At 48.7% G+C, this 20,223-nt stretch carries 17 protein-coding genes; 7 read left to right on the top strand and 10 right to left on the bottom strand.

Translation table 11 applies throughout. The features are described 5' to 3' along the window. Positions 1–64 precede the first annotated feature (64 nt). The gene (locus ONT08_RS02080) at positions 65–583 is read left to right on the top strand and encodes an Lrp/AsnC family transcriptional regulator (RefSeq protein WP_264959061.1); all 519 of its coding nucleotides are present in this window, start codon (positions 65–67) and stop codon (positions 581–583) included. Positions 584–620: 37 nt separating this feature from the next. Here ONT08_RS02080 and ONT08_RS02075 read toward each other — a convergent pair whose 3' ends face one another. After that, positions 621–1,160 carry a dihydrofolate reductase gene (locus ONT08_RS02075; RefSeq protein WP_264959059.1) on the bottom strand — a complete coding sequence of 180 codons (540 nt, stop codon included), beginning with the start codon at positions 1,158–1,160 and terminating at the stop codon, positions 621–623. A 61-nt stretch (positions 1,161–1,221) separates the two neighbouring features. Beyond that, positions 1,222–2,637: an RsmB/NOP family class I SAM-dependent RNA methyltransferase gene (locus ONT08_RS02070; protein ID WP_264959057.1), complete on the bottom strand. Its 1,416-nt coding sequence runs from the start codon at positions 2,635–2,637 to the stop codon at positions 1,222–1,224. Between the two features lie 132 nt (positions 2,638–2,769). Here ONT08_RS02070 and ONT08_RS02065 point away from each other — a divergent pair, with 132 nt between their 5' ends. The 3 genes from ONT08_RS02065 (at position 2,770) to ONT08_RS02055 (ending at position 4,572) form a co-directional block, all read left to right on the top strand. Next, entirely contained in the window at positions 2,770–3,504 is a 735-nt protein-coding gene (locus ONT08_RS02065; protein WP_117586979.1) for a DUF6249 domain-containing protein, read from the top strand. Between the two features lie 86 nt (positions 3,505–3,590). Then, entirely contained in the window at positions 3,591–4,127 is a 537-nt protein-coding gene (locus tag ONT08_RS02060; RefSeq protein ID WP_264959055.1) for an RNA polymerase sigma factor, read from the top strand. Continuing rightward, on the top strand, positions 4,120–4,572 hold the full coding sequence (locus ONT08_RS02055; RefSeq protein ID WP_264959053.1) for a DUF5056 domain-containing protein: 453 nt from the start codon (positions 4,120–4,122) through the stop codon (positions 4,570–4,572). Before ONT08_RS02060 ends, ONT08_RS02055 begins: the two co-directional genes overlap by 8 nt. A gap of 244 nt (positions 4,573–4,816) precedes the next feature. Here ONT08_RS02055 and ONT08_RS02050 read toward each other — a convergent pair whose 3' ends face one another. The 3 genes from ONT08_RS02050 to carB form a co-directional block, all read right to left on the bottom strand. Then, complete coding sequence (locus ONT08_RS02050; protein WP_264959051.1) at positions 4,817–6,799, bottom strand: OmpA family protein; 1,983 nt, start codon at positions 6,797–6,799, stop codon at positions 4,817–4,819. 6 nt (positions 6,800–6,805) lie between these two features. Further along, positions 6,806–8,965 (bottom strand): DNA topoisomerase 3, encoded by a 2,160-nt coding sequence (locus tag ONT08_RS02045; RefSeq protein ID WP_264959049.1) that lies wholly within the window; start codon positions 8,963–8,965, stop codon positions 6,806–6,808. A gap of 281 nt (positions 8,966–9,246) precedes the next feature. After that, complete coding sequence (carB, locus tag ONT08_RS02040; RefSeq protein WP_119235858.1) at positions 9,247–12,477, bottom strand: carbamoyl-phosphate synthase (glutamine-hydrolyzing) large subunit; 3,231 nt, start codon at positions 12,475–12,477, stop codon at positions 9,247–9,249. 292 nt (positions 12,478–12,769) lie between these two features. Between carB and ONT08_RS02035 the strand changes: the two genes are divergently transcribed. Genes ONT08_RS02035 through ONT08_RS02025 form a run of 3 tightly spaced genes read left to right on the top strand, consistent with a single transcriptional unit; the run spans position 12,770 to position 15,452 of the window. Continuing rightward, on the top strand, positions 12,770–13,507 hold the full coding sequence (locus ONT08_RS02035; protein WP_117586984.1) for a (Fe-S)-binding protein: 738 nt from the start codon (positions 12,770–12,772) through the stop codon (positions 13,505–13,507). Then, entirely contained in the window at positions 13,504–14,877 is a 1,374-nt protein-coding gene (locus ONT08_RS02030; protein WP_264959046.1) for a lactate utilization protein B, read from the top strand. Before ONT08_RS02035 ends, ONT08_RS02030 begins: the two co-directional genes overlap by 4 nt. Continuing rightward, the gene (locus tag ONT08_RS02025; protein WP_118254182.1) at positions 14,874–15,452 is read left to right on the top strand and encodes a LutC/YkgG family protein; all 579 of its coding nucleotides are present in this window, start codon (positions 14,874–14,876) and stop codon (positions 15,450–15,452) included. Before ONT08_RS02030 ends, ONT08_RS02025 begins: the two co-directional genes overlap by 4 nt. Positions 15,453–15,501: 49 nt before the next feature. On the opposite strand, the gene ONT08_RS02020 is transcribed toward ONT08_RS02025, so the two are convergent. The 5 genes from ONT08_RS02020 to ONT08_RS02000 are packed head-to-tail and all read right to left on the bottom strand — an operon-like array spanning position 15,502 to position 20,131. Then, positions 15,502–16,470 carry a GNAT family N-acetyltransferase gene (locus ONT08_RS02020; protein WP_264959042.1) on the bottom strand — a complete coding sequence of 323 codons (969 nt, stop codon included), beginning with the start codon at positions 16,468–16,470 and terminating at the stop codon, positions 15,502–15,504. Beyond that, entirely contained in the window at positions 16,433–16,843 is a 411-nt protein-coding gene (locus ONT08_RS02015) for a sugar 3,4-ketoisomerase (protein WP_264959041.1), read from the bottom strand. The genes ONT08_RS02020 and ONT08_RS02015 overlap by 38 nt, the downstream gene beginning before the upstream one ends. Positions 16,844–16,845: 2 nt before the next feature. Further along, a complete protein-coding gene (gene purT / locus ONT08_RS02010) occupies positions 16,846–18,027 on the bottom strand; it encodes a formate-dependent phosphoribosylglycinamide formyltransferase (RefSeq protein ID WP_118200521.1) in 1,182 nt (393 codons plus the stop codon). Between the two features lie 47 nt (positions 18,028–18,074). Beyond that, positions 18,075–18,698, bottom strand: coding sequence for an AAA family ATPase (locus ONT08_RS02005; protein ID WP_022121486.1), 624 nt, complete (start codon positions 18,696–18,698; stop codon positions 18,075–18,077). A 59-nt stretch (positions 18,699–18,757) separates the two neighbouring features. Continuing rightward, the gene (locus ONT08_RS02000) at positions 18,758–20,131 is read right to left on the bottom strand and encodes an MATE family efflux transporter (RefSeq protein ID WP_264959039.1); all 1,374 of its coding nucleotides are present in this window, start codon (positions 20,129–20,131) and stop codon (positions 18,758–18,760) included. Positions 20,132–20,223: the final 92 nt, after the last annotated feature.

The following is a 20,223-nucleotide window of genomic DNA, read 5'->3' as shown; positions in this document are numbered from 1 at the left end:
TTTCTCTTAAAAAATTGCTTTTATTAATTTTTTGTATTATCTTTGCAAGCAAATTATTAGTATTATGTCAAAACAAATTTTAGATTCATTAGATAGGCAGATTCTGAAGCTGATTTCTCAGGATGCCCGTATTCCATTTTTGGAAGTGGCACGCGCTTGCAATGTGAGCGGTGCTGCCATTCATCAGCGTGTTGCTAAACTTACAAATCTTGGTATCATCAAGGGTTCACAATTCATCATTGACCCAGAAAAGATAGGTTACGAAACTTGTGCTTATATGGGACTCTATCTGAAGGAGCCTGAGAAGTTTGACCAGGTTGTAGAGGAGTTGAAGAAGATTCCTGAGGTTGTGGAGTGTCACTATACTACAGGTGGTTTTGATATGTTTATCAAGATTTATGCGCTGAACAACCACCATCTCCTGGAAATCATCCATGATAAGTTGCAGCCACTGGGATTGTCTCGCAGCGAGACCATCATCTCTTTCAATGCATCTATCAACCGTCAGCTTTCTATGCAGGAACTCAAGAGTTTCAACGATGATGAAGAGGAAACTGATGAGGAGGCTGCAGCAGAGAAATAAGATATAAAAAGAAAAAAAGCAGTAGCTCCCTGCGGGATTACTGCTTTCTATAAAGGGTGAGGAATGTGAACGGTAAGCCGTTTTCATTCCTCATTTCTTTTTCTGTCACTTCCCATTCTGCCGGATTGATTTCCGGAAAGAAGGTATCGGCATGTTCAGGTTCTTTTTCTACGATTGTGAGATAAAGCTTGTCTGCAAAAGGCAAAGCCTGTTCATATATGCTGGCTCCTCCGATGATGAAACATTCATCTGATGCTTCTTTGCTTCCAACCGTTTTTTTGTTTCCAACCTCTTCTTTGCTTCCAACCTCTTCTTTCCTTGCTGCCAGCGCTTCTTCCAGAGAGGCGTATACTTCGCACCCTGTTATCTGCTCTTTTGTCTTCGAGATAACAATATTACGGCGGTTGGGCAAGGCTCCGTTCGGCAGCGACTCAAATGTCTTCCTGCCCATGATGATCGTATGTCCAGTAGTGAGCATACGAAAGCGGGTCATGTCCGATGGGATGGCGTAGAGCAACCGGTTCTTGTACCCGATAGCTCTATGCACTTTTGATATACAGGCGATGATGCTGAACATTTTTTATTTAGAATGTTAAGTGTTAAATGTTGAATTATTCATTCTTGCTGTAAACTATTAACTATAAACTATAAACTATAAACAGCTCTCCCGTCCCATGGCTACTTTTGATTTTCCACTCCTGCGGATAGAGGTTGTTGGCACGGTTGCCAATGTTCTTTTCCCATCCTATCGGAACCTGCCTATAGGTTACCAGTACATAACCCTTAGGCGTATCGGCGGGTAGATTAACAGCCTCCTTGCGAAGGTAGCGGATGGCATCTTCGTAGGATAACTCCACCTGAGGGAAGTGTTCTTTGTTGAGCATCGTAGAGAGAGCGAGAGCCTGGTCGGGAATGAGACCCTTTCCCTTGTCTGTTCCCAGTTTCACACCTGCATGCAGCACCTTCAGGTTCTTTTCAGCCTGGTCGTAGATGTCTTTCCATCTGCCCGGAATGGCGTAAACCGTCTCGTTGCTTTCTGCAGGCATCCATTCCGTATCAGCCTTCAGCCAGCCGTCCGGAATCTCCGGTCCCTTTCCTTTCGCCACCTTCTTGTCTTTCTTCTTCTTATCCTTCCTGTTCTCCTTGGCAGAAGAACCTGCTTCCCATTCGCCCTCTTTCTTCAGAATCGCCATAAACAGACCTTCGCCTCGCGAAACGCCAGGAATGAACCGGTAAACAGGGAAGTCGGTGCCCGTGAGGTTGCGGGTGATGTTCCATGCATCTTCTACACCCTCCAGTGCCATCACTTCTGCGCCAAGTTCTTCGCATATCCAGTCCACATTCTCCTCATCTTCGTGCGCATTGAAGGTGCAGGTAGAGTAAATCAGGATACCGCCTGGCTTCAGACAGTTCCAGATATCCGATACGATTTCGCGCTGCAGCTGCCAGCAGTTGTTCACATTCTGGGTACTCCATTCGCCGATAGCCCCTTCATCTTTGCGGAACATTCCTTCGCCGGAGCAGGGAACATCGGTAAGGATTACATCAAACTGCAACTTAGATTTCTTGTAATCGCGGGGATAGTTGTTGGTGACAATCATATCAGGATGACCGAACTTCTGTACGTTTTCGGCTAGAATCTGCGAGCGGGTGCGCATCGGTTCGTTGCTGAAGAGCAGACTTCCTTCCGGCAAGGCAGCTCTTACGGCAGTCGACTTTCCGCCAGGGGCAGCACAGAGATCCAGCATCATCACCGGTTCTTTTACGTACTGTCGGATAGCCATATCTACAAACATGGATGAGGCTTCCTGTACATAATATAAGCCGGCATGCAGCAGCGGATCGAAGGTGAATCCGGGACGCGTAGAGAGATAACGTCCGGTTTCCGGACACCAGGGAACCGGTTCGCCATCAGCATCCTTGCATTTAAAAGGATTGATGCGGATACTGGTTGGTGCCTCCTCTTCAAGGATAGCATGCTCCAGACGCTGATACAGCTTTTCGCCCATCAGTGCCTGCGTATATGTTCTGAAATCTTCAGGTAATGTCTTCATTCTGTCTCTTTTTCTTTAATTTATTTGCAAAAATAAGAAAAATTTCGTTTCTTTGCAACTAAATTGCGAAGAGATGCGTCTAAGAAGCAGAAATTTTTAAAATAACAAGGTAAAACAATAAAAAATAATGATATGAAGAAAGCAATATTGGCATTAGCGCTCGTTATGAGCATCGGAGCCACCCAAGTGTCTTTGGCGTCTTCAGCTCCAAAACATCGTTATCATCCAACTACCCAACAGGTAGACCCAAAGGCTGCTCCTGCATCTGCCGCACAGCCATCTGCTTCGAAGGATAAAGACGACGAGGCGTTGGAGGCTTATTCTGATACAACTAGTACTGATTCGGCTACCTATGATGATTATGATGAGAATGATAATAGATCTGTTCATTCTAAATACAGTTTAGACAACTATGATGATCCTTTCGATTTCATCGGTTCGGTATTTGGTGGCGGAGCGCTGGCTTTAATCATCGTCTTCTGCATCATTTTCGGCTTGTTGTTCGTCTTTGCCCCTTTGATTATCGTCTTTCTCATCGTCCGTTATCTCATGCGTAGACACAACGACCGGATGAAACTGGCAGAGATGGCGATGGAGAAGGGCATCAATGTTCCGGAAAGCGACCGGCCGATAGACAAGCAGAGCGATGAGTATCTGGTAAAGCGTGGATTGAGAAATGCCTTCCTGGGAGCCGGCTTATGCGCCATGTTTGCCTGGTGGGATGCTGATTTCCTGGCTGGCATCGGAGCCCTGGTCTTCATCTATGGCATCGGTCAGACCGTTATCGGCTCGCTTCCTGCCATCAAGGACTGGTGGAAGAACCGTCACGGCGACCAGGGCACGGGATATAATGGTACTCCGGTCTAGCAGCCGACATTCAATATATCATGGCTTCTCAATAGGAGGGGAAGTCACAAGGAAAAGAACAACAATTATTAGTTAATATATATAAGGTGGAAAAGTTATCCGATATCTCTCTCGTCACGAAGGTGGTGATGCTTCATGACCGCAAGTCGTTCGACCTGCTGGTCAGGAAGTATCAGTCACCCATTCGTGGGTTCTTTCTGCGGCAGACGCTGGGGGATGCGCAGCTGAGTGACGACTTGGCGCAGGATACCTTTGTCAAGGCATATACCCATCTGTCCGGTTTCAGGGGTACAGCCTCTTTCTCCACCTGGCTCTACCGCATCGCCTATAATGTATGGTATGATTATACCCGCAGTCATAAGGAGACGCAGGACATCGATACGCCTGCCGTTTCCGGTAAGAATGCACAGGGCGCCAATGCCGGATTGAAGATGGATTTGCTCAAGGCATTACAGATATTGAGTGAAAATGAACGTACATGCATCACGCTGCAGCTGATGGATGGACTCTCTATAGATAAGATTGCTGAGGTGACGGGAATGGCGCAAGGCACCATCAAGTCGCATCTCTCTCGAGGAAAACAGAAACTTGCAAGTTACTTAAAACAGAATGGTTATGACTGATAAGATAAATGATAAGAAGTTGGAGAGCATGAAAGGGGAACCGTTGAACCCTCAGGATGAAGAACTCTTGCAGATGTTCTTTTCCGATTGCCAGATGTCTGAGATTCCTGATGACGGATTCTCCGACAGGGTGATGCAGGCATTGCCGGCTTTACCCGAAACTGATACTGCGATGTCGCTGGTTAAGCGCCAGCGCCTGGAACATTTATGGACGGCAGCCTGTGTGGCAGCAGGCATCATCATAGCGGTGGTCTGTCAGGGATGGGAGCAGATTCAGGGATGGCTTTTCTCTATGAAGATAGATTTCCTCCTCTCTGGTTCGCGTGCCCTTACGCATGTGGCAGATTCCATCGGCCACTCTCAGAATCTCCTGATGGTGCTGGCTGGCATCGCTGTCCTCATCATGGTTTGGGGATATAATGAACTGGCTGATGCACGTCAGTAGGGTTCTTCCCTGATATCAATTGTATGAATGATCAACTCTTTCTATTAGCAGAATAGTTTTTAGTGCTAATAGAAAGAGTTTTTTATTACTATAAATATTATCTTTATGCTCTTGAAATCTCCGTTCATCAACGCTGAACGGACATTCAGCGTCGATGAACGAAGATTTAATATTGCTGAATATAGAAAAACAAATAGGTGCTGCTACTTTTTCAGTAGAGCACCTATGCTTATGATATCGGTTTCTAAAACAATTTATAGGTAGTGCGTAGCACTTTGAACTCGGTTCGGCGGTTCAGCTGGTTGCAGATTTCCTGATGCTCCTTGCTCTGCTTCAGGATAAATTCTTCGTTGAGCACGTCGCCTTCCTTGAGCCAAGGATACTTCTCGGTGAGTTTCTTGCGCACATTCTTCGGCTTCTCCTTACCATAGCCCACAGGGGTGAGGCGCTCTTTCTCTATGCCGTGTTTTATCAGGTAGTCTACTACCGATTGGGCGCGGCGCTGAGACAGATGCTTGTTATATTCGCTGTTTCCCTTGTAGTCGCAATGGGCGCTGAGTTCAATGGTAACGTGCGGGTTCTCTTTCAGCAGCGTTACCAGCTGGTCGAGGGCTGTTGTACTGGCTTCGGTAAGGGTTGCCTTGTCGAAATCGTAGAAGATGTTGTCGATGAGTACAGGGGCTGTGATGGAAGCCAGCGGGAACTGGAGCACGTATTCCTTACTCTCTTTAGCCGAATCAACCCGAAGTTCTTCCTTGTGGTTGAGGTAGCCTTTGCAGGATGCCATCACCAGGTAGTCGACCTGCGGATTGATAGGGAGGACAAACGAACCGTCGCCCTTGACGGATAGTTTCCTGTTCGTTCCGTCGTTGCCTACGATTCTCACCTCGGCGGCAGGCAGTTCATAACCGTCTTTCTCGTAAACCCATCCCTTCATTGTAGTAACAATCTCCGGATTCTCGAAGGAGTAGATATGATCATAGCCTCTTCCGTCTTTTCTGTTGGAGCAGAAGAAACCCTGGTTGTGGAGACCCTCGAAAGTCATTCCGAAGTCATCGGCTTCTGTATTCAGCGGATAGCCGGGGTGGGTGAGTTCATATTTCCGGGTGATGGAATTTACTTTGGCGATATAGATGTCGAGTCCACCCATTCCCACATGACCGTTGCTGCTGAAGTAGAAGTCGCCGTTAGGACGGAAGGTAGGGAACATCTCATCGCCTGGTGTGTTGATAGGTTCGCCCAGGTTCTCTACGCCGCCCAGTCCGGCAGGAGTGATGCGCACTCGCCAGATGTCGAGACCGCCCTTTCCGCCCGGCATGTCTGATACGAAATAGAGCCATTCGCCATCAGGAGAGATGGCTGGATGGGCAAAACAGCTGAGTGTATCTTTGCTGATTTCCAGATTCGTAGGCTTGCTCCAGGCTGCATCTGAGCGGTTGGAGGTTACTATCTGGGCTAAGCGGGGCGAAGTGGGATCGGTGGCACACTGGGTGAGGTACATCTGCTTGCCGTCTGGGGTAAAGCAGCATGCGCCCTCTTCGTAGTCGGTGTTGAGACCGGTTCCGATGGCTTCCGGCTTGCTCCATTTGCCTTTGTCGTTCTTTTCAGAGAAGAAGATGTCGGCAGATTTCGTTCCCGTCACTCCGTTCAGGTCGCTGCCCTGGGCTTCGTTGCGGGTTGAGGTGAAATAGAGCTGGCTGTAGTCATCGCTGAGGAACATCGGCGAATAGTCGTCTTTTCGGGAGTTGAAAACATCCATCCGCTTTACCTTGTACCGGCTTCCTTCCTTCTTCCAGACTGGGGCTTTCTGTGCCGATTCGAGTCCGTTCTTTACCAGCACGTTGTCGGGCATGGAATCGAGCAGGAATTCGAATTCCTTGGCAGCCTGTCTGTAACTTCCGTTCTTCAGGAGAAGCCGGGCGTAAGCCAAGCGGTCGTTGAGGTCTGCCTGCTTGTATCGGATGGCATTGCTGTAGGCTGCCAGTGCCTTCGGCGTACTGTTGATTTTATCATAGCAGCGTGCCATCTTCAGAGCCACCTTGCCCCGGGCAGCCCGCTCTTTGGTAGGTGTCTTGGTGTACACCTTTTTATATTGGGTTGCCGCATCGTAGTATTCGCCTAAAGAAAGATGCTTGTCTGCTTTCTTCAGGTTCTGGTCAATGCCGCAACTTATCAGAAAGAGGCAGCAAAGTGCTGTTATGATTTGATAAAGTCTTATTTGTTTCATATTGATTTACATCTGCGAGAATGGCTGACGATATTGGCAGCCTGCCTTCCAGTTACTGCAGCCATAAGCGGTCTTGCCCTTGATGATGACGCCCTTGCCGCAGAGCGGACATGGCTTGCCAACCATTGGGTCGGATTTAGGAGTTGGCTGAGCAGGAGCATTCTGAGAATCTGTATTTTGTGCTGCTGCCTTATCGGCTTTCTTGGTAGGAGCCTTTCGGGCAGCCGGTTTCTTGGCAGCCGGTTTCTTCTTGAGGTCTTCCTCTGTCATGATGGTTACTCTCCGGTTGCTGTTGTCTGACAACACATCGATGACTATCTTGTTGATCTGTTCTTTCAGTCCGTTGATGAAGTCGGCAGGATCGTAGGTCTTGTGCTCAATGTCGCGGAGCTTCTTCTCCCAGATACCGGTCAGTTCGCAACTCTTCAGCAGTTCCTCATGGATGGTGTCAATGAGTTCGATGCCTGTCGGGGTTGCCATCAGATTCTTGCGTTGGCGACGGATGTAGTGGCGCTTGAAGAGGGTCTCGATGATGCCGGCACGGGAGGAAGGTCGGCCGATTCCGTTCTCCTTCAATGCAGCACGAAGTTCTTCGTCTTCTACGAATTTACCGGCTGTCTCCATCGCACGCAGCAGGGTTGCCTCGGTATAATACTTAGGTGGTGTGGTCCATTTCTCCGTCAGGGTAGGCTGATGTTCTCCCGATTCGCCTTTTGTGAAGGATGGGAGGGTTCTTTCTTCTACCACTTCCTTCTTGGCGCCGTTTCCTGAGTCTGCATTTCCGTTGGTGTTATCTGAAGCATCATCGTCATCTGCATTCTTTACATCCTTGGCATAGACTACTCGCCAGCCTGGTTCGAGAATCTCCTTACCGCTTACCTTGAACTCTATCTTTTCCGGTTTCGGTCCGTCTTCGTTGATAACCTCGCCCAATACGGTGGTGGTAGAGAATTTACAATCCGGATAGAACACGCTGATGAAGCGCTTGGCGATGAGATCATACACGTTTGCCTCCATATCGGTGAGTCCGGTTGGCGGAACACCGGTTGGGATGATGGCGTGGTGGTCGGTTACCTTGCTATTATCGAAAACCTTCTTGCTCTTCGGCAATTTCTTGCTGATTGTTGCGAGCTGCTGAATGAGCGGGAGGTATTTCTGCTGACTCATGATCTTTGCCTGACTTACTCCGTTCAGAATCTGCGGACATTTCGGATAGATATCGTCGGTCAGGAACTGGGTATCTACACGAGGATAAGTGGTGTACTTCTTCTCGTAGAGACTCTGGATGAGCTTCAGCGTAATATCGGCAGAATAAGCAAACTTCTTGTTGCAATCTACCTGCAGCGAGGTGAGGTCGTAGAGATGAGGCGGTGCCTCGTTTCCCTTTTTCTTGCTTACATCTGTAACCGTGAAGGGTTTGCCAGCGATGGTACTGAATGCTTTCTCGCCTTCTTCCTTGCTGGTAAACTTGCCGCTGGTGGCGGTAAACTGGGTGTCGCGGTAGATGGTGGCGAGTACCCAGTAAGGTTCGGAAACGAAGTTGTCGATTTCCTTCTGGCGGTTTACGATCAGGGCAAGGGTAGGGGTCTGCACCCGGCCGATGCTGAGCACCTGTCGGTTCTGTCCGTATTTCAATGTATAAAGTCGGGTGGCGTTCATACCTAGAATCCAGTCGCCGATGGCACGGGAAAGTCCGGCAAGATAGAGCGACTGGTATTCTCCCTGGTCTTTCAGTTCCTGGAATCCCTGCTTGATGGCTTCATCGGTCATGGATGAAATCCACAGTCTCTTGACGGGGCATTTCGCCTGCGCTTTCTGCATCACCCATCTCTGGATAAGTTCTCCTTCCTGTCCGGCGTCACCGCAGTTGATGATGCTGTCGGCAGCCTGCATCAGTTTCTCGATGGTGGCAAACTGCTTCTTGATGCCTTCATCGTTGATGAGCTTGATGCCGAATCGCTGTGGAATCATCGGCAATGCCGAAAGGCTCCAATGCTTCCACATTGGAGTATAATCATCCGGTTCCTTCAACTCACAAAGGTGGCCGAAGGTCCATGTTACTTGGTAACCATTACCTTCCATATAACCATCGCGTGCCGTGGTTGCTCCGATGATTCGGGCGATGTCCTTAGCCACACTCGGTTTCTCTGCTATACAAACTATCATTCTTTATTCTTATTTCTGTTTGCAAAGGTACAATAAAATAATGAGATAGCCATCATTTCAGCTTTTTTTTCTCATGGCGGGGAATAAAATAAAAGCCCTATAAGGCTTGGAGGGTGTGGCATAAGCTTTTTAGATATAAAAAAGGCACGGATTACGCGGATTACACGGATTTATGGTGCTAATATAAGCAAAGCGATAATCATCTCTCATAAAAAAAGCGATAATCATCTCTCATAAAAATCCGTGTAATCCGTGTAATCCGTGCCTAAAAAACAACGAGATTACTCGTACTCCTGCCAGCTCTTAATCTGCAACTGGTCTTGGCTCATTGTGCAGAATGCCTCGATGAAGGCTGAAGCCAGACGGGCATTGGTGAACAGAGGAATGTTGTGGTCGATGGCGCCACGACGGATTCTGTAACCGTTGGTCAGCTCACGCTTGGTGTGATTCTTAGGGATATTGACGATGAGGTCGAACTTGTGGTCGGCAATCATCTGCATCACGTTAGGAATATCCTTGTGGTCCTCATCAGGCCATCCTACGGCTGTAGCCTTCACGTTGTTCTCGTTGAGGAACTTCGCTGTACCTGCTGTAGCGTAGATGGTGTAACCATTCTTAACCAGCGCCTGGGCAGCGTCGAGCAGAGAAGCCTTCTCCTTTGCACCACCGCTTGAAAGCATGATGCCCTTATCCTTTGAAGGAATCTTGTAGCCGGTAGCAATCAATGAGTTGAGCAATGCCTCCTCGAAAGTATCACCCATACAGCCTACCTCACCGGTAGAACTCATGTCCACACCCAAAACAGGGTCGGCGTTCTGCAAGCGGGCGAATGAGAACTGGGATGCCTTCACACCCATACGGTCGATATCGAAAGCAGACTTATCCGGTTTCTGATATGGAGCATCGAGCATGATGCGGGTAGCCGTTTCGATGAAGTTGCGCTTCAATACCTTGCTCACGAATGGGAACGAACGGGATGCACGGAGGTTACACTCGATTACCTTTACATCACGACCCTTAGCCAGGTACTGGATATTGAAAGGACCAGAGATGTTGAGCTCCTTGGCGATGGCACGTGAAATCTTCTTGATCTGACGGGCTGTAGCGAAGGAAATCTGCTGGGCAGGGAAGGTCATGGTGGCATCACCAGAGTGAACGCCTGCATACTCTACGTGCTCTGAAATACCATACTCTACAATCTCACCGTTCTGGGCAACACCATCGAACTCAATCTCGTTGGTCTCTGTCATAAACTGAGAGATAACTACTGGGTATTCCTTAGAAACCTCAGAAGCTGCCTCCAGGAAGCGACGCAACTCATCATCATCGTGGCAAACGTTCATGGCTGCACCGGAAAGAACGTAGGAAGGACGAACGAGAACAGGATAGCCTACCTCGTCGATGAACTTCTGGACATCCTCCATTGATGTGAGGGCGCTCCACTTAGGCTGGTCGATACCCAACTTATCGAGCATGGCAGAGAACTTACCGCGGTTCTCGGCACGGTCGATGTTGACAGGAGAGGTACCCAGGATTGGCACAGACTGGCGATGAAGCTTCATAGCCAGGTTGTTTGGAATCTGACCACCCACAGAAACAATCACACCACGTGGTGACTCCAGGTCGATGACATCGAGTACACGCTCGAATGAAAGCTCATCGAAGTAGAGACGGTCGCACATATCGTAGTCGGTAGATACGGTCTCCGGGTTGTAGTTGATCATGATTGACTTGTAACCCAACTTGCGGGCTGTATTGATGGCGTTTACTGAACACCAGTCGAACTCTACGGAAGAACCGATGCGGTAAGCACCCGAACCGAGAACGATGACAGACTTCTCGTTCTTGTAGTAGTTGATGTCGTAACCCTCTACAGCGTATGTCATGTAGAGATAGTTGGTGAGGTCAGGATGCTCGCTTGCCACAGTAGGGATGCGCTTTACGGCAGGAAGAATGTTCAGCTTCTTGCGCAGGGCACGAACAGCCAGCACCTCCTTCTCCATGTTGGTATCTTTGGTCTTCAATACGAAGCGCCCAATCTGGAAGTCAGAGAAGCCCAATACCTTAGCCTCGCGCAATACCTCGGCAGGAATCTCCTCCAGAGTATTATATTCAGAAAGCTTGTGCTTGTAATCTACGATATTCTTCATGCGCTCGATGAACCAAGGATCAATCTTGGTCAACTCCTCGATGCGCTCGATGGTGTAACCTTCCTCCAAAGCCTGGGCGATGGCGAAGATACGGAGGTCGGTAGGGTTAGAAAGTTCCTCATCCAAGTTATTAAACTTGGTGTGGTCGTTGCCTACGAAACCGTGCATTCCCTGACCAATCATACGGAGACCCTTCTGGAGCATCTCCTCGAATGAACGGCCGATAGACATGATTTCGCCTACAGACTTCATGGAAGAACCAATTTTGCGGCTTACACCGGCAAATTTGGTAAGGTCCCAACGAGGAATCTTACAGATCATATAGTCGAGTGATGGAGCCACATAAGCTGAGTTAGGAGTATCCATCTCACCAATCTGGTCGAGTGTATAACCGAGGGCAATCTTGGCAGCAACGAAGGCGAGCGGATAACCGGTAGCCTTAGATGCGAGGGCAGAAGAACGGCTCAAGCGAGCATTGATCTCGATGATACGGTAGTCGTTGGTCTCAGCGTTGAAAGCATACTGGATGTTGCACTCACCCACGATGTTGAGGTGACGGACGCACTTCACGGCGATGTCCTGCAACATCTTCACCTGCTCGTCGGTAAGAGAACAGGTTGGGGCCACCACGATAGACTCACCTGTATGGATTCCGAGTGGGTCGAAGTTTTCCATAGAGGCAACGGTGAAGCAACGGTCGTTGGCATCACGGATGCACTCAAACTCAATCTCCTTCCATCCCTTCAGGCTCTCCTCAACAAGCACCTGAGGTGCGAAAGTGAAGGCAGATTCAGCAATCTCCTTAAACTCCTCTTCGGTCTTGCAGACACCAGAACCGAGACCACCCAGCGCATAGGCAGAACGGATCATGATAGGGTAGCCGATGTTGCGTGCCGCAGCCACAGCCTCCTCCATGTTCTCGCAAGCGTGGCTTACTGGAACCTTGAGGTCAACCTTGTTAAGCTCCTTTACGAAGAGGTCGCGGTCTTCCGTGTTCATGATAGCCTCTACCGAAGTACCCAACACATCCACACCGTACTCCTTGAGCACACCGTTGAGGTAAAGTTCTGTACCAACGTTCAAACCCGTCTGGCCACCCCAAGCCAGCATGATGCCGTCTGGGCGCTCCTTCTTGATAATTTCAGTTACAAAAAAAGGTGTCACCGGCAAGAAATAAACCTTGTCAGCAATACCTTCACTTGTCTGAATTGTAGCAACGTTTGGATTAATGAGGACGGAACTAATACCCTCCTCGCGCAAAGCCTTGAGAGCCTGCGAACCGGAATAGTCAAACTCACCTGCCTGGCCGATTTTCAAAGCACCGGAACCCAGAACGAGGACTTTCTTAAGCTGTTTCTTCATTATTTATATAACTATAAGTTTGTTCTTTATATGTCTTGTTATTTATGTTTTTAGCAACTAAACTGTATTTGCGTTAGTTCACAAATGGTAGACACACTATTTCGGGATGCAAAGTTACGCTATTTATTTGATTATTCCAAATTTTCTGCAAATCTTTACAGTTAAATAACATCAATTATTATTATTTCTTCTCTAGAATGTCGTATTTTTGCAATTATTTTGTTACTTTTGCAGCGGCTTTTAGTCATGTAGAAAAAGAATAAAAATAGCAAACAAGATAAATATAACAACAATGAAAGTCGGATTATTCGTCCCTTGTTATGTGGATGCCCTTTACCCTGAAGCGGGTGTGGCTACATACAAGTTGCTTAAGCATTATGGACTAGACGTGGGTTATCCCGAAAAACAGACTTGCTGCGGCCAGCCAATGGCTAATGCCGGTTTTCAGGACAAGTCGGAGAAGGTCATAGAGACATTTGATGAGCTGTTCAAGGATTACGATTATATCGTAGCTCCTTCTGCCTCATGTGCTGCTTACGTAAAGGTGTATTATCCTAAAATCCTTGAGGGTAAGCACGAGTGTGTTTCCTCTAAAAAGATTATGGATGTCGTGGAATTCCTTCACGATGTGCTGAAGGTGGATCATGTCCCGGGCAAGTTCCCGCATGTGGTGAGTGTGCACAACAGTTGTCATGGTGTGCGCGAACTGGGATTGTCATCTCCTTCTGAACGCCACATCAAGCCGTTCAACAAGATTATCGACCTTTTAAATATGGTGGAAGGCATTACCATCCACGAACCGGAGCGCAAGGATGAGTGCTGCGGATTTGGCGGTATGTTCTCTATTGAGGAACCTGCCGTTTCTACCCGTATGGGCGAGGAGAAGATCAAGCGCCACATGGCTACAGGCGCTGAGTTTGTTACCGGACCGGATTCTTCCTGTCTGATGCACATGGCGGGAATTGCCAAGAAGGAGAAGATGCCAATCAAGTTTATTCATGTTGTTCAAATTTTAGCTGCAGGACTATGAGTACAGAACATTCCAAGAGAGCTGCGAAGTTTACGCAGAACGTAGAGAAGACCACCTGGCACGACGCTACCTTCTGGTCTGTTCGTCAGAAGAGAGATAAGATGGCACAGGAACTTCCTGAGTGGGAAGACCTCCGCGAGCATGCGTCTGAAATCAAGATGCACACGATTACCCATCTCGCCGATTATCTCGATATGTTTTCCAAGAATCTGGAGAGCCGCGGGGTAAAGGTACACTGGGCAAAGGATGCACAGGAATTTAATGAGATTGTGCTCGGTATACTGAAAGACCATAACGTGAAGAAGATGGTGAAGTCGAAGTCGATGCTCACCGAGGAGTGCGAGATGAATCCTTATCTGGAGCAGCACGGCATCGACGTGGTGGAGACCGACCTGGGTGAGCGCATCATCCAGCTCTTGCATCAGAAGCCTAGCCATATCGTGATGCCTGCCATCCACCTGAAGCGTGAGGAGGTAGGAAAGATGTTCGAGGAGAAGGGAATCTCCAAGGAAATCGGCAACTATGATCCTACTTATCTGACCCGCTGTGCCCGTCATCATCTCCGCGACCAGTTTATGGAAGCCGGAGCAGGTATGACTGGCTGTAACTTCGGTGTGGCTGCTACCGGCGATTGCGTGGTTTGCACCAACGAGGGTAATGCGGATATGACCACTTCCATGCCTAAGCTCCATATCGTAGCGATGGGTATTGAGAAACTGGTTCCTGATTATAAGTCTTTGGCTGTATTCCAGCGCCTGCTTTGCCGCTGCGGTACTGGTCAGCCTACTACCGCCTTTACCTCTCATTTCCGCCAGGCTCGTCCGGGTGCTGAGATGCATGTGGTATTGGTGGATAACGGCAGAAGCGACATTCTCGCTGATAAGGACCACTGGCAGACGTTGAAGTGTATGCGCTGCGGTGCCTGCATGAATACCTGTCCGGTTTATCGCCGTTCGGGTGGTTACAGCTACACCTATTTTATTCCGGGTCCTATCGGTGTGAACCTGGGTATGCTGAAGAATCCGCAGAAGTACAGCGATAATGTTTCGGCATGTACTTTGTGCTTGTCATGCGATAATGTCTGTCCTTCCAAGGTAGGACCGGGTTCTCAGATTTATGTCTGGCGTCAGAGTCTGGAGAAGTTGGGCAAGGCTGATCCTGTGAAGAAGGCGATGTCGAATGGTATGAAGTATCTCTTCGACCGTCCTGCGCTCTACACCACAGCCCTGAAGTTTGCTCCGCTTGTCAATCTGGTTCCTGAATGCTGTACGCACTTCAGCAATTGGAATGCCTGGGGCATCGGTCACACTATGCCTGAGTTTGCAAAGAAGAGTTTTCATCAATTATGGAAGGAGGGAAAAGTAAAATGAAGAAAGAAGATTTCCTGAACAAGTTGCGCAAGAATACGCATGTTCAATTCGATATGCCTGCCGTAGATGTGAAGGGTATCCAGTATGAGGATACGCTGAAACAGTTTATTGAGATGACGGAATCGGTAGGTGGCCATGTGATAGAGGCGAAGGAGGGTGAGAGTCTGGATGAGCTGGTGAAGAAGGCTTATCCGGAAGCCAAGGTCTTTGCCTCTCATCTGCCAGAAATCACGATTGCCCAGAAGAATCCTGATACGGTGACTGAGGCTAATGACCTGAATGGTACTGATGTGGGTATTGTTCGTGGTGAAGTGGGGGTTGCCGAGAATGGCTGCGTCTGGATTCCTCAGACCATGAAGGAGAAAGCGGTGCTTTTCATCTCGGAATACCTTGTGATATTCCTCGAAAAAAAGAAGATTGTGAACAATATGCATGAGGCTTATGCCCGTATTGAGATGGATCCGAAGTACAATTTCGGTACTTTCATCAGTGGTCCTTCCAAGACTGCCGATATCGAGCAGGCTCTGGTTATGGGTGCGCAAGCTGCTCGTGGTGTGACAGTTATACTCTTGTAAAAGGCAGAAATCCCGAAGCTCACTATCGTGTGAACTTCGGGATTTCTCTTTATACTGTCCATTCATAGGTGTCGTAAACCACGCCTCTTCCTCCGTAACCTTCCTTGTGGGCGATGAGGCCTTCGTTGATCCAGGCTCCCTGCTGTTCCGTAGAACTGCCGAAGTCCAGATAGGGATAATCGGGGTAATCATGATACATAATCTGTTCGTAGATAGCCTCCATGGCTCCGAATTCCTTTCCCTCATCGTTGGTAGAACTATATTGTCCGTGTACCACTTGCTGGGTAATATAAAAGGTGAGGCCTCCTATAATGTGCCCGTTGCGATAAGCATTGTATTGGATGATATTCTCGGGGAACCGGCTTTTCAGAAGTTCCATTTCCTGAAGCGTGTGTACCGGTTTGGCACCAAATCGCTTTTCCAGGTTCTCATTCAATACCTCCCAGAATTCCGACAGGCTTGCATCTCTCACTACGGTCACTCCATTCTGATGAGCCTTCTTCAGGCGGCGCAGGTGGTCTTTCCGCCAGCGCAATTTCTGCTGCATGAAGATGGTTGTGCCGATATTGCGGAGCAAAAGATGAGCCTTGCATTTCCAGAAGATGGCATAGAGATCTTCTTCTGAAGGATGGAGATGATAGATCCAGGGAATAGGACGATACTGTACCTTCTCGAAACCCTGAAGGCGCAGATAGACATTCAGTTCCTCAAAGAGTTGGCAGACATCTGAAATCGTGACGTGGATGTTCATGATCAGTCCGCCATAGGTGAGTCCGAAATGTGAGCAGAGGGTCTTGCCTACCTGATGGGCTGGCAGGATGGAATGAAGCTTTCCCTTCTTGAAGAATAGGAGAGAATAGTCCTTGAACCTATCGGAATGGTAATCCATATAGTTGCGGTAAAAGAGAAACGTAGCGTTTCGGGCTTTTGCCACATACTCATCCCATTGCTGGCGATATTCGGGGGTGTATTTGATGATTTCAAACATGATGTCTTGCATATCTGAGGTATTCGTCATATTCGCGTATGTAGTCTTCTTCCTTAAACTTTTGGGAAGCCAGAACCAGACACAATGAGCCGGAAGAGAAATCATCCAGTGTTCGCCAGATATTGACATCCACGAACAGTCCCTCCCAAGGGTGGTTGAGATGATAGGTCTTCTTCTGTTCTCCATTATCCAGTGTTACCGAAAAGGAACCGCTGGCTGCTATGATGAATTCTTGGCATTCCTTGTGAGCATGGCCCCCACGACTTTCACCGCCCGGAACATCATAGATCCAGTAGGTACGGGCAATGGCAAAGGGAATATGCGTCTCTCCCTCTGCCACTGTCAGGTTGCCTCTTGGGTCGAATATCTTGGGTAATGTGATAATTCTTCCTAATTCTTTCATGTCTATTTCTTCATGTATGGGTCGGTTCCCAATACGGTTTTTGCCAGGCGCTTTGCCTTGTTGCGAAGCTGGTTGAGGTCATCGCCCTTCTCGCCGTAGCAGAGCACTACACCCATTCTTCTGCCTACGTGAGCCTCTGGCTTGCCGAAGATACGGATGCGGGTGTGGTCTTCCTTCAGGGCATCGAGCATATTGTAGTTTAATGGCTCGGTGCTTTCCTCTGGCGAGAGGATGACGGCAGAACAGCCGATGTGCTCCAGATGGATTCCGGCGATAGGCAAGCCCATCACGGCACGGAAGTGGAGCTCAAACTCGCTCAGGTTGGTGGTGTGACCGAGGGTTACCATACCTGTATCGTGTGGACGAGGACTCAACTCTGAGAAGATAACCTCGCCCTGCTTGCTCAGGAAGAACTCTACGCCCCAGAGACCGGCACCAGTCAATGCCTTGGTTACTTCGCCGGCAATGTGCTCAGCCTTCTTCAAAGCCTCCTCAGGAATCTGGAATGGCTGCCAACTCTCGCGGTAGTCGCCGCCCTTCTGTACGTGGCCGATAGGTGGACAGAAGAGGGTAGGACCGTCTTTCTGGGTAACGGTGAGCAGGGTGAACTCAGAATCGAAGTCGATAAATTCCTCGATGATTACTTCCTTCACGTCGCCACGACCTTCTTCCATTGCTTCCTTATAAGCCTCCTTCAGTTCATCATCGTTGTGAACATAGCTCTGACCATGGCCGCTTGAACTCATCAGAGGTTTCACTACGCATGGGAAACCGATTTCATCGGCAGCGTTCTTAAACTCCTCGAAGGTCTTGGCATAGAAGTACTTGGCGGTGCGCAGACCCAGTTCCTTGGCGGCAAGGTCGCGGATAGCACGGCGGTTCATTGTGTAGTTTACGGCACGTGCAGAAGGCACAACCTGGATGCCCTCCTTCTCGAAGTCGAAGAGACGCTCGGTGCGGATAGCTTCAATCTCAGGCACGATGATGTCTGGGTGATGTTTCTCTACCACTGCGGTCAATGCGTCACCATCGAGCATCGAGAACACTTCTCGCTCGTCGGCTACCTGCATGGCTGGTGCATTGTCATACTTGTCGCAAGCGATGACGTACTGTCCTGCTCGCTTTGCGGCGATGGTAAATTCTTTGCCCAGTTCGCCTGAGCCCAAAAGCATAATCTTCTTCATTTATATGATGTTTAATATTTTATGTCCCTAAAATTAATCACTAATAATTAATCACTAAGTCCGAACTTCTTTCTGATAAATTCTGCGATAAACTTCTCTGTTTCTTCGATTCCCAGATGGCTGCTGTTGATGCAGAGGTCGTAGCTTTCGCTGTGGCCCCACTTCTTGCCTGTATAGTAATCGTAGTAAGAGGCGCGCTGCTCCTCGTGGCTTTCGATAAACTTGCGGGCGGAGGCTCTGTCGATGTCCTTTCGCTTGCACACTGCCTTGATGCGGTCGTCGATATTGGCGGTGATGAAGATGTTGATTACGTTCTTGTAATCACGCAGCACATAGTCGGCGGTTCTGCCCACAAACACGCAGTTGCCCTCATCGGCTGCCTTTCTGATGGCGTCGCTCTGGAACTTATACAGACCTTCCTGCGAGAAGTCGTTGTGATAGAAATTGTTATCGCTCAGGAAGGGCAGATGGGTATGGAAGAGAGACTTGAAGAATCCCTTCTGCTCATCGTTCTGCTCGAAGAATTTCTCAGAGAATCCACTCTCCTTGGCGGCAAGATTCAGCAGCTCACGGTCGTAACATTTGCAACCGAAATCCTCCGCCAGCTTCTCGGCGATGATATGGCCGCCGCTACCTATCTGGCGACCTACGTTTATGATAATCTTATTCATAATTTATAGTTTATAATTTATAGTTTATAGGGCAATCTTGCTAAACGGCGAAGCTGCTATTAACTATTAACTTTTAGCTGTTCTTGGTGTTGTCTTTTCAACTTGTTCATGTACCATGACATTACGATGGCAGCGATGACTGCGGCTGAGAAGTCGGAGATAGGCATACTGTACCATACTCCATCAATGTCCCATATCATCGGCAGAAAAGCCAGGAGCGGCAGGAGGATGAGCAACTGTCTCGACAAGGAGAGGAAGATACTGATCTTCACCTTTCCGATGCACTGGAAGAAGTTGGTGATAACCATCTGGAACCCGATGATCGGGAAGCAGAACATCACCACTCTGATAGCCTTGATTCCCAGGTCTATCAGATGCTTATCGGTAGTAAACATTCTCGCGCAGTAGTAAGGCAGGAACATCGCTATCAGCCAGCCCGTTACCATGATGGCGGTGGCGGCAATGATGCTCAGGTTCAGTACGCGCATCAGTCGGTCCAGTTTCTGGGCTCCATAGTTGTATCCGGCTATCGGCTGCATTCCCTGGTTTACGCCTAATACGAACATGATGAACACCATCGCAATACCATTGGCTATTCCGTAGGCACCCACGGAGAGGTCGCCTCCGAAACGCACCAGCTGGTTGTTGATGAAGATGACGATGATGCAGGCGCACACGTTCATCAGGAAAGGCGAAATGCCGATGGAGAGGATGTTATCTACGAGTTTCCTCTTCAGTTTGTAGATTCCTTTCTTGAAGTGGAGCAGCTCGCTCTTGTTGCTGAAGAGCTTGATCTGCCACATCAGTGCCATCAGCTGCGAAAGGATGGTGGCGATGGCGGCACCCTGTATTCCCCATTTGAACACGAGGATGAAGAGGGCATCCAGTATCACGTTCATCACCACCGTGAAGATGGTGGCGTACATCGCCTGCTTGGGCTTGCTCGCTGCTCGGAGCAGGGCATTCATGCCGAAATACATGTGGCTTACCACATTGCCCAGCAGGATGATGACCATATACTCATGGGCATAGATGAGCGTCTGGTCGCTGGCTCCGAAGAATCTCAGGATAGGGTCGAGGAAGAGCAGACAGATGATGCTCAGTCCGATACCGATGATGAGATTCAGAGAAATCGTGTTACCCAGAATGTTTTGCGCTGTGGCATAGTCTTTTTGTCCCAACTTCACGCTGATGGCAGTAGACGCTCCTACGCCCACACCGGCTCCGAAGGCAGCGGTGAGATTCATGAAGGGAAAGGTGATGGCGAGACCTGAAATAGCCATGGCTCCCACACCCTGACCGATGAATACTCGGTCAACGATGTTGTAGAGTGAGGCGGCGGTCATCGCAATCATCGCTGGCAAGGCATACTGAACGAGCAGCTTGCCCACCGGCTTCGTACCTAATTCTAATGTCGCTTGTTTATTTTCCATTTATATCTGTTTTTTCCTCATAGCCGCTCGCCCAGCTTCTTTCAGAATGCAATTGCAGCGGCTACTTGTCTGCAAAAGTACAAAAAATATCT

The organism is Segatella copri (assembly GCF_026015465.1).
In the GTDB taxonomy this organism is placed as follows: Bacteria; Bacteroidota; Bacteroidia; order Bacteroidales; family Bacteroidaceae; genus Prevotella; species Prevotella copri_E.
The sequence above is the reverse complement of the archived record's forward strand: the minus strand, read 5'-3'. Positions and strand labels throughout refer to the sequence as shown.